This is a genomic window from Pseudomonas sp. GL93 (genome assembly GCF_003408955.1).
In the GTDB taxonomy this organism is placed as follows: Bacteria; Pseudomonadota; Gammaproteobacteria; order Pseudomonadales; family Pseudomonadaceae; genus Aquipseudomonas; species Aquipseudomonas paracarnis.
The window spans coordinates 22,459-29,307 of the sequence record NZ_NKRF01000107.1; the positions used below are offsets into that span (position 1 = coordinate 22,459).

The following is a 6,849-nucleotide window of genomic DNA, read 5'->3' on the forward strand; positions in this document are numbered from 1 at the left end:
GGGAGCTGGCTTGCCTGCGATAGCGGTAAGCCAAACCATGATGTGCTGACTGTTAGATTGCTATCGCAGGCAAGCCAGCTCCCACAGGGTTTTGTGGCGGCTGCTAGACGACGAACCTTGCCACCATCCCATTCAAATCCACCGCCAACCTCGACAGCTCATGGCTGGCCGCGCTGGTCTGGTTGGCGCCCGCCGCCGACTGGGTTGCCAGGTCGCGGATGTTGACCAGGTTGCGGTCCACCTCGCGGGAGACCTGAGCCTGTTCTTCCGAAGCGCTGGCAATCACCAGGTTGCGTTCGTTGATCAGGCTGATGGACGCCGTGATCTGCTCCAGTGAAGCGCCGGCCGCGCGTGCCATTTCCAGGGTGGTCTGGCTGCGCTGGTTGCTTTGTTGCATGGACTGCACCGCCTCACCGGTGCCGTTCTGAATGCCGGCGACCATTTTCTCGATTTCCTGGGTCGACTGCGCGGTGCGATGGGCCAGGGCGCGCACTTCATCGGCGACCACGGCAAAGCCACGTCCGGCCTCGCCGGCACGGGCGGCTTCAATCGCCGCGTTAAGCGCCAGCAGGTTAGTTTGTTCGGCAATCGCGCGGATCACATCCAGCACCTTGCCAATATCCCGGCCCTGAGCGGCCAGGCCTTCGATCATCGCGGAGGTGTTCTGCACGTCCTGGGTCATGGTCTGGATCGCACCGACGGTTTCCATCACCCGATCACGGCCTTCCCGCGCCGCCTGGTTGGACTGCCCGGACGCCTCGGAGGTGGAAACCGCGTTACGCGCCACTTCCTCCACCGCCGCTGTCATCTCATTGACGGCCGTGGCGGCCTGGTCAATTTCATTGTTCTGCTGTTGCAGGCCACGGGACGCCTCCTCGGTGACCGCGCTCAATTCTTCTGCGGCCGAGGCAAGCTGGGTGGCCGAACCGGCGATGTGCTGGATGGTCTGGCGCAGGCTGGCTTGCATGGTCGACAGCGCACTGAGCAACCGCGCCGGTTCGTCCTTGCCATCGTCCTCGATGGTTTTGCTGAGGTTGCCGGCGGCAATGGTTTCAGCCACTTCCACGGCCTTGCGCAACGGGGTCACGATGCTGCGGGTCAGCAACCAGGCCAGCAACACGGTGAGCAATGCCGCCACCACGGAGACCGCCACCACTCCGGTGATCGCGCCCTCGTAGCTTTGCCCGGCATCTGCGTCGGCTTGCTTGGCATCGGCCGCATTGATGGCGATCAGCTTGTTCAGTTGCTCGCCCATCTGATCGGTGCCTTCCTTGATGCGGCTGTTGATCAGGGCGCGCATCTCATCGACCTTGCCTTGCCTGGACAACGCTAACATCTCGGCCTGGGCTTTGAGGTAGTTGTCCAGGGTGACGCCAAAGGCCTTGTACAGCGCAGCCTCCTCCGGGCCCGCAGGTAGCGTGGCGTATTTGGCCTGGGCGGTCTTGACCTTGTCAGCCAACACACCGATGCGGGTCTCGGCTTCCTGCAAGGCGGTAGGCTCGCGATTGACCAGCACGCGAAACGACAGGATGCGCATGCGCAGCACGTTTTCGGTGATGGTGCCCAGGTGGGTCATGCTGGGCAGTTGGTTGGCGCTCATGTCCTGGGAGGATTGGCGCATTTGCGTCATACGGTTGACCGCAAACACGCCCAACAGCACCACCAGAACCGCAATGAAGGCAAAACCGATAAACGCGCGAGGGGCAATATTCAGGTGACGGAGGGACATAGGGCTGCTCTCAGAAGTAGTGTTTGCGAGCGTCCTTGCCGCGAAACGATCCGTCAGCGTCAACGCGCTGCCCAGACCTTGGTCACCACTGTTGTCGTTGTAGTGTGGGCCTATGCTTGATATCGGCTGGGGCACGGCTTTAGCGCAGGGGCTTTATAAATATTTTTTTACACTTCAGGCGACTGGCACTTTCTGGCATCCTGCGCCTCCATTTTCTGACCCGAGCCATCATTTTGTCTGACGCTCAAGCCCCCCGCCCGCGCTATAAATCCGACCTCATGTACGGCCTCGAAGATCGCCCGCACTTCACCGCCGCGATTTTTGCCGCGTTGCAGCATGTGTTGGCGAGTTTTGTCGGCATCATCACGCCCACCCTGATCGTCGGCGGCGTACTCGGGCTGGAAAGCGAAGTGCCGTACCTGGTTAGCATGGCGCTGTTCGTCTCGGGGCTTGGCACCTTTGTGCAGGCGCGCACCTTCGGGCCGGTGGGTTCGGGGCTGTTGTGCCTGCAAGGCACCAGCTTTTCCTTTATCAGTGTGATTTTGAGCGCCGGGTTTATGGTCAAAGCCCGGGGTGGCGGCACCGATGAAATTCTCTCGACGATCTTTGGCATCTGCTTTTTCGCGGCGTTTATCGAAGTGGTGCTCAGCCAGTTCATCGGCAAACTGCGCAAACTGATCACCCCGGTGGTGACCGGCACCATCATCACCTTGATGGGCTTGTCGCTGATCAAGGTGGCGGTCACCGACATGGCTGGCGGCTATGGCGCCAGCGACCTGGGCGCCGCAGGCAACATGGGCCTGGCAGCCTTGGTGCTGCTGACCATCGTGGTGCTCAACCGCTTCAACAACCCGTTCCTGCGCCTGGGCTCGATCGTGATCGGTTTGACCCTGGGCTTTGTAGTGGCGTGGCTGCTGGGCCGCGTCGACATGGCCGCCCTGCCCCAGGTGCCGCTGATCAGCGTGCCCGTGCCGTTCAAGTACGGTTTCTCGTTCGATTGGGTAGCGTTTATCCCGGTGGCGGTGATCTTCCTGATTTCGCCCCTGGAAGCCGCCGGTGACCTGACCGCCAACTCGATGATTTCCCAGCAACCGGTCAAGGGCCCGCTGTATATCAAGCGCATCAAGTCCGGCCTGCTGGCCGACGGTCTCAACTCTGCAATGGCCGCCACCTTCAACAGCCTGCCGATGGTGACCTTTGCCCAGAACAACGGCGTGATTCAATTGACCGGCGTGGCCAGCCGCTACGTGGCGTACTTCATTGCTGGCCTGTTGGTGCTGCTGGGGCTGTTCCCGATGATCGGCGCGGTGCTGCAACTGATGCCCAAGCCCGTATTGGGCGGCGCGACCCTGATCATGTTCGGTACCGTGGCCGTGGCCGGCATCAAGATCCTCGCTGAAGCGGGCCTGCATCGGCGTAATGTGCTGATCGTGGCGATTTCCCTCGGCATGGGCCTGGGCGTCGCCGCCGTGCCAGAAGTGCTGCGCGAGCTGCCCAAGGCGCTGCACAACATCTTCGAATCGCCGATCACCGTGGGCGCATTCTGTGCAATCCTGCTGAACATTTTCCTGCCCGAAGAGTTCATAGAGCTGGAAGAAGATGAATTCGAGCCGGAGTCCTCTACCCTCAAGGTCATGCAGGACCCGGACGTCACCCCAAAGTAGGAGCATTTCTTTATGCGCAAGCTCATGGTTCTATCGCTGTTGCTGCTGAGCTTGAGCGCGTGCGCACTGTTCCCCAACCGTGACCCGGTGAACATCAATGTGGTGGGCATCGAGCCGCTGCAAAGCCAGGACCTGGAAGTGCGCTTTGCCGTGAAGCTGCGGGTGCAAAACCCCAATGAAGCGGCAATCGACTACAACGGCGTGGCGCTGGACCTGGAGGTGAATGGCCGGCCACTCGCTTCTGGCGTCAGCGATCAGGCTGGCAGCATCCCACGTTTTTCTGAAACCGTGCTGATGGTGCCGGTCAGCGTTTCGGCGTTTTCGGTGTTGCGCCAGACCCTGGGCCTGAGCCAGACCCAAAGCCTGAACAACCTGCCCTACGTGCTGCGCGGCAAACTGGCGGGGGGCCTGTTTGGCACGATGCGCTTTGTAGAGCGTGGCACCCTGGACTTGCCGAACACCGCCACTTGGTAATCAGCCTGCAACCGAGACTTTCCCTCGGAAACTCTGGGCGATCACCCGCGCAGAGTGGGCGAACGGAACCTAGTGTGGGAGCTGGCTTGCCTGCGATGGCGGTGCGTCAGTAACAGATGAATTGAATGACACGCCGCTATCGCAGGCAAGCCAGCTCCCACAGGTTGATTGCGTTTAGTCAGTTATATAGCGAACGCCTGGCTTGGCGCGCTCGTCCACCACCAATTCAAAAATATCCGGCCGGGCGTAATGCCCCACTACGTCGTAGTCGTAGCGTGCCCGCACCAGATCATCGGTATTGATCTGCGCCGTCAACAAACCCGCCTCACCCACCAATGGCCCCGCCAAAATGTCGCCCATGGGCCCGACGATCACGCTGCCGCCGGCAATCAACGGACGCTCCACCGGCCAATTGGCAACCTCCACACCCAAGGCCTCGGGCGATGCCTGCACCTGGCAGGCGCTGACCACAAAGCAACGCCCTTCATGGGCAATGTGGCGCATGCTCACCTGCCACATGTCGCGCTCGTCCACGGTGGGCGCACACCACACCTGAACGCCCTTGGCGTACATCGCGGTGCGCAACAACGGCATCATGTTTTCCCAGCACACCGCGCCGCCGATACGCCCCACTGCGGTGTCGATCACCGGCAGGGTCGAACCGTCGCCCTTGCCCCAGATCAGCCGCTCGGTGCCGGTCGGCATCAGTTTGCGGTGCTTGGCCACCAGGCCGCCCGAGGGTTCGAAATACAACACCGTGCAGTACAGCGTGCTGCCACTGCGTTCGATCACGCCCAGCACCAGGCTGGCACCGGTACGCGCCGACAACCCGGCCAGCGCCTCGGTCTCTGGCCCCGGTACGTCGATGGCATTGGCAAAATACCGCGCAAAGGCTTCCCGGCCTTCGGGCAGGCGATACCCCAATTGCGTGCCAAAGCTTTCGCCCTTGGGATAGCCGCCCAGCAACGCCTCGGGCATAACCACCAAGTGCGCGCCACTGCGCTGGATTTGATCCTCATAGGCCAGGATCTGCGCCAGGGTGTCAGCCTTGCCGCCAGGCAAGGCGCCGATTTGCAGGGCTGCGACAGTCGATACAGGCATCAGGCTCACTCCGATAGATAGGGGTTGCCCATTCTCCGGCCAGACTCGATCATGAATAAAGCCCACCTCAGTGCTAAATGATATGAGCCAAATGAATATCGCCCAGGTTGACCTGAACCTGCTCAAAACCTTCGAAGCCCTGCACGACGAGTCCAGTGCCAGCCGTGCGGCGCTGCGCCTGGGTGTGACGCAGTCGGCGATCAGCGCGGGCTTGCGGCGCTTGCGTGAGCTGTACGGCGACCCTTTGTTCGTGCGCACCGGACGCGGCCTGGCACCAACATTGCGGGCCAACCAGTTGAAACCGGTGATCAGTGAGGCATTGGATCGCTGCCGCCAGAGCCTGGCGATGATCAGCCCGCAAAACCTGCACTACGAGGGGCGCTCGGTGGTGCTGGGGCTGTCGGATGACTTCGAGATTGCCTATGGCCGAAGCCTGATGGAGGCCATCGCACTGCGCCTGCCCAAGCTACGGGTGATCTTTCGCCAGACCTACAGCCAGATCGTCGCCGCCGCCCTGCTCGACCGCACGCTGGACCTGGCCATTACCGCGGGCGGTTTTACCGAGCGCAGGCTGAGCCGACAGGTGCTGGGGGAAGGTGACTATCGTTGCCTGGTAGACCCCCATAGCCTGGCGCCGGGCCAGGAGACTATCGACCTGCAGGGGTTTGTCACTCGCGAGCATGTGCTGGTGTCGTCAGGTGGGTTTATCGGCATTACCGATGAAGGCTTGGCGGCGCACGGGCTGCGCCGCCACGTGTGTGCGTCCACCAGCCACTTCGCCGCGCTGCCGTATCTGCTCAAAGGCAGCACCGCAGTGGCAACCATTCCCGGGCATGCGGCCCACGCCATTGCGCAAATGACCGGCCTGCGCGTGCTGCCCTGCCCGCTGGCGCTGCCGCATTACCCGGTGGAGTTGGGCTGGCGTACCCAGGCTCAGCTGGACCCGTTGCTGCTCAAGGTGCGCGAAGCGATTGTGGCGTGCTTTACTTCGCCGCCGCCATCAGCTTATTGACTTCACTGCGCACCATGTTGGAAAACTCCGGCGGCGACATGCCGTCGAGTTCGGCACGCACCCATTCGGCCCACTTGCCCTTGCGCTTGGCGCGCTCACCGAACAACCGCGCGGCTTCGCCCTTGGCCTTGCCCAGGTTGGTTTGCCACAGGTCGTAGAGGCGCGACTTTTCATCTTCCAGCTCGGCGCGTTCGGCGAGGGTCTTGTTGGCGAGATTGAAGCTCATGTTGAATTACCTGCTGCACAAATAGGTGACATCTTACACTGTAGGTCCAAAGTTCCCGATCCGGATTTTGCCTCGGATGAGTGCCCCGGCAAAAAAACTGCAACTTTTGCCACCGCCCGATACTCCATTGTTCACTGCCACATCCACCTGCAAGGAGTCACTCAATGGCCCGCAAAACCGCCGCCCAAGCTGTCGAAGATCAAATCAAGGACCAAGCGTTCAGCGAACTGAGCGCGTTGATCGAAGAATCGGACAAACTGCTCAAAAGCAGCGCATCCCTGGTGGGCGAGGAAGGTGAAACTCTGCGCGAGCAGGTTGCCATCAAACTCAAGCAAGCCCTGGAATCGGTGTCCAACGTACGTGAACGCAGCAAGCCGGTCGTGGATGCCACCGAGACTTACATCGGTGGGCACCCATGGCAGACCGTGGCCATTTCCGCAGGCTTTGGCCTGGTGGTTGGCCTGTTGCTGGGTCGCCGTAACTGATCCATGGCGTGGCAGCGGTGCACCCCTGCCCCGGCACTTTTTCACTCCGCCAGTTCGCGCAACTGCTGCAGAACTGTCAAAACCCACAGCAACCCCCCCTCCACCCACCTCGCCCCCTCGCGCTGGCGTCTATGCCCCCCCGACCGCCGCGACTGCAC

7 protein-coding genes are annotated in these 6,849 nt (G+C 61.6%); 4 read left to right on the forward strand and 3 right to left on the reverse strand.

From position 1 onward, the window contains the following. Positions 1-103: 103 nt before the first annotated feature. Complete coding sequence (locus CER19_RS23860) at positions 104-1,729, reverse strand: methyl-accepting chemotaxis protein (RefSeq protein WP_116668209.1); 1,626 nt, start codon at positions 1,727-1,729, stop codon at positions 104-106. 233 nt (positions 1,730-1,962) lie between these two features. Between CER19_RS23860 and CER19_RS23865 the strand changes: the two genes are divergently transcribed. Then, a complete protein-coding gene (locus tag CER19_RS23865; RefSeq protein WP_003190912.1) occupies positions 1,963-3,393 on the forward strand; it encodes a nucleobase:cation symporter-2 family protein in 1,431 nt (476 codons plus the stop codon). 12 nt (positions 3,394-3,405) lie between these two features. Beyond that, the gene (locus CER19_RS23870; protein WP_116668210.1) at positions 3,406-3,867 is read left to right on the forward strand and encodes an LEA type 2 family protein; all 462 of its coding nucleotides are present in this window, start codon (positions 3,406-3,408) and stop codon (positions 3,865-3,867) included. 174 nt (positions 3,868-4,041) lie between these two features. On the opposite strand, the gene CER19_RS23875 is transcribed toward CER19_RS23870, so the two are convergent. Beyond that, positions 4,042-4,968: a carbon-nitrogen hydrolase family protein gene (locus CER19_RS23875; protein WP_116668211.1), complete on the reverse strand. Its 927-nt coding sequence runs from the start codon at positions 4,966-4,968 to the stop codon at positions 4,042-4,044. Between the two features lie 91 nt (positions 4,969-5,059). On the opposite strand from CER19_RS23875, the gene CER19_RS23880 reads away from it, so the two are divergent. Then, positions 5,060-5,980: a LysR family transcriptional regulator gene (locus CER19_RS23880; protein ID WP_116668212.1), complete on the forward strand. Its 921-nt coding sequence runs from the start codon at positions 5,060-5,062 to the stop codon at positions 5,978-5,980. Here the strand turns inward: CER19_RS23880 and CER19_RS23885 are convergent. After that, complete coding sequence (locus CER19_RS23885; RefSeq protein WP_003190904.1) at positions 5,952-6,206, reverse strand: hypothetical protein; 255 nt, start codon at positions 6,204-6,206, stop codon at positions 5,952-5,954. The two genes, CER19_RS23880 and CER19_RS23885, sit on opposite strands and share 29 nt — an antisense overlap. A 164-nt stretch (positions 6,207-6,370) precedes the next feature. Between CER19_RS23885 and CER19_RS23890 the strand changes: the two genes are divergently transcribed. Next, positions 6,371-6,691 (forward strand): YqjD family protein, encoded by a 321-nt coding sequence (locus tag CER19_RS23890; RefSeq protein ID WP_019817806.1) that lies wholly within the window; start codon positions 6,371-6,373, stop codon positions 6,689-6,691. The last annotated feature ends 158 nt before the right edge of the window (positions 6,692-6,849 follow it).

Bases quoted from the DNA above. Each gene is read 5' to 3' on its own strand.
- CER19_RS23885 (WP_003190904.1), bottom strand. From the start codon at position 6,206: ATGAGCTTCAATCTCGCCAACAAGACCCTCGCCGAACGCGCCGAGCTG.
- CER19_RS23890 (WP_019817806.1), top strand. From the start codon at position 6,371: ATGGCCCGCAAAACCGCCGCCCAAGCTGTCGAAGATCAAATCAAGGAC.
- CER19_RS23870 (WP_116668210.1), top strand. From the start codon at position 3,406: ATGCGCAAGCTCATGGTTCTATCGCTGTTGCTGCTGAGCTTGAGCGCG.
- CER19_RS23880 (WP_116668212.1), top strand. From the start codon at position 5,060: ATGAATATCGCCCAGGTTGACCTGAACCTGCTCAAAACCTTCGAAGCC.
- CER19_RS23875 (WP_116668211.1), bottom strand. From the start codon at position 4,968: ATGCCTGTATCGACTGTCGCAGCCCTGCAAATCGGCGCCTTGCCTGGC.
- CER19_RS23860 (WP_116668209.1), bottom strand. From the start codon at position 1,729: ATGTCCCTCCGTCACCTGAATATTGCCCCTCGCGCGTTTATCGGTTTT.